Genomic DNA, 2,223 nt, shown 5'->3' with positions numbered 1-2,223 from the left:
GACATCGGCTACAACTTCCTCGTCGACCGCTGCGGCACCATCTACGAGGGCCGCGCGGGCGGCGTCGACCGCCCCGTCACCGGCGCCCACACCCAGGGCTTCAACCACCGCACGGCCGGTATCGCCGCTCTCGGCACGTTCACCGCCGGTGTCCCCGTCCCCCAGGCCATGACCGACGCGATCGCCGCCCTCGTCGCCTGGAAGCTCGGCCTCTCCGACAGCGACCCCCGCGGCAGCGTGCGCCTCACCTCCAGCAACAGCCGCAGCCGCTACGCCGCCGGCACCACCGTCCTGCTGCCCACCCTCGCGGGCCACAGCGACGGCTACATGACCAGCTGCCCGGGCGCGGCCCTCGCCGAACGCCTGCCCGCCATCAGGGAACTGGCGGCCCGTCTCCAGGGCCGGTCGTGACCCCGGCCCCGCGGCCGGTCCGGATCTCATGAGGTCCACAGACAGCCCGCCGCGGTCTCACAGACTCCTCCAAGATCCCCGCCCTACCGTCGTCGTGTCACATCGACCGGAGGTGGGGAACATGATCGGCAACCGTACGAAGAGCCCGGCGGGCGCCGCGCGGCGCACCTGGCCCGCCGCCCTGCGCAGCCCCTGGACGGTGGCCTGCGCGGCCGCCGTGGTCCTGCTCGGCCCGTCCGCCGTCACCGCCTCCGCGCTGGAGCGCGCCAACTCGGCCCCGCTGCACGGGGCGGCCGCGCCCGAACACCCGGCACGCGGCCACGAAGGGGAGCGTCAGGAGTCCCGGACGTACACCGCCGCGCAGGCCCCCGCCTCTCTGCCGCGCACCCCCAGCCGGGGCTTCAGGGCCTGAAACGCTCCCAGAGCTTCGGGTAGCGCTCGGCGAGCGCGTTCTCGTCCTCGAAGTCGACCGGGGCGCCCTCCGGCTCGCCGGGCCCGGGCGGAATGCCGAGGTCCGGCGCGACGAGGCCGGTGAGCTGCTCGTACGCCTCGTCCGCGGCGTACCCCAGCTCCTCGCCGTCCCCGTCGATCTCCTCGTCGAAGTCGCCCAGCAGATCGGCGAGCGCGTCCGGGTCGTGCACCGCGCCCTCGAAGACCTCCCGGCCCTGGCCGATCAGCCAGCACCGGAAGAAGTCGAACGCGTCGTCGCTGGCGCCGTCGAGCAGCACCCAGGCGGCGCCCCACAGATCCCAGGTGTAGGCGCGGTTGTAGCGGGACTCGAAGTGGCGGGCGAAGTCGAGCACCGCCTCCGGGTCCAGTCGGCCGAGCCGTTCCACGAGCAGGTCGGCCTGGTCCTCCGGGTCGCCCTCGGCGTCCTCCCGGGTCGTGTCCACCAGCTCCCAGAACTCCGTCTCGTCCATCACGGGTCCAGCATCGGGCCTCAGAGGGCCGGATGCACGTGGAGGACCACGGATCGGCCACGCCCGCCGACGCGCCCCGACGGCCCGTGCGGCCCCTCTCAGCCCTGCGCCGCTCCCCGATACAGCTCGGCGAGCCGCCGCGCGTCCTCCGCGAAACGGCTCCGCAGGCTTTCCGGCGCGAGCACCTCGACCTCGGCCCCGAGCGCCGTGAGCTGGGTGCGGGCCACGTCCTCCGACTCGACCCGGAGCGTCACGGTCGTCCAGCCGTGCGCGTCGGGGGCGTCGTCCGTCGCCGCGAGGGCGTCCCGCGCCGACACGGGATCGACGACGTGCGGCAGCCTCCGCACGCCCTCCGGGGACAGCCGTACGACGACCTCGGCGTGCAGGATCGAGCGGGCGAAACGTTCCGCCTGATGGTCCCAGTACGCCGGCAGATCGAAGTCCTCGTCGCGTGTGAAGCGGGCGTCCTCGGTCTCGACGGTGCTGAACCGGTCGATGCGGTACGTACGGAAGGGAGCGGAACGGGTGCCGGAGCCGGTGTCTGGACGGGCGTCGGGGCGGCCCGGAGTGTCGCGGCCGGTGCGGGCGNNAGGACGAGACCGTACGGCTCCAGCCGCCGTTCGACCTCGGTGTCCCCCCTGCGGTAGCGCGCCGTGATCCGCCGGTCGTCCCATACGGCGTCCGCGACGACGGGCAGCAGCTCCGGGGTCTTCGGCTCCTTGAACCAGCTCGGCGCGTCGAGGTGGAACCGCTGGGACGCCGTGCGCGAGGCGTCGCGGAGGGAGGGGAGGAGGGCCGCCGACACCTTCAGGCGGGCGGCGGAGGCGGCGTCCTCCAGGCCCATCTCGCGCAGGGCACCCGGAACGCCGCTGAGGAACAGGGCCTCGGCCTC

Annotated in this window: 4 protein-coding genes and 1 pseudogene; 2 read left to right on the top strand and 3 right to left on the bottom strand. The window is 74.1% G+C overall.

Annotation, left to right across the window (positions count from 1 at the left end; genetic code table 11):
• The coding region (locus AOK23_RS40780; protein ID WP_206188018.1) for an N-acetylmuramoyl-L-alanine amidase at positions 1-411 on the top strand (411 nt) is incomplete at its 5' end.
• 121 nt (positions 412-532) lie between these two features.
• Positions 533-823, top strand: coding sequence for a hypothetical protein (locus AOK23_RS40775; RefSeq protein WP_055717458.1), 291 nt, complete (start codon positions 533-535; stop codon positions 821-823).
• On the opposite strand, the gene AOK23_RS40770 is transcribed toward AOK23_RS40775, so the two are convergent.
• The 3 genes and pseudogenes from AOK23_RS40770 to AOK23_RS51065 form a co-directional block, all read right to left on the bottom strand.
• Positions 813-1,331 carry a DUF4240 domain-containing protein gene (locus AOK23_RS40770; protein ID WP_055717457.1) on the bottom strand — a complete coding sequence of 173 codons (519 nt, stop codon included), beginning with the start codon at positions 1,329-1,331 and terminating at the stop codon, positions 813-815. The two genes, AOK23_RS40775 and AOK23_RS40770, sit on opposite strands and share 11 nt — an antisense overlap.
• 98 nt (positions 1,332-1,429) lie before the next feature.
• A pseudogene (locus AOK23_RS51070) lies at positions 1,430-1,919 on the bottom strand (helix-turn-helix transcriptional regulator); the annotation flags it as partial.
• A 2-nt stretch (positions 1,920-1,921) separates the two neighbouring features.
• The coding region (locus AOK23_RS51065) for a WYL domain-containing protein (RefSeq protein WP_240496796.1) at positions 1,922-2,223 on the bottom strand (302 nt) is incomplete at both ends.

Origin of the sequence: Streptomyces torulosus (assembly GCF_001419765.1) — a bacterium.
In the GTDB taxonomy this organism is placed as follows: domain Bacteria; phylum Actinomycetota; class Actinomycetes; order Streptomycetales; family Streptomycetaceae; genus Streptomyces; species Streptomyces torulosus.
Note: the sequence above shows the minus strand (reverse complement) of the source record. Positions and strands in the feature narration are given on the sequence as shown.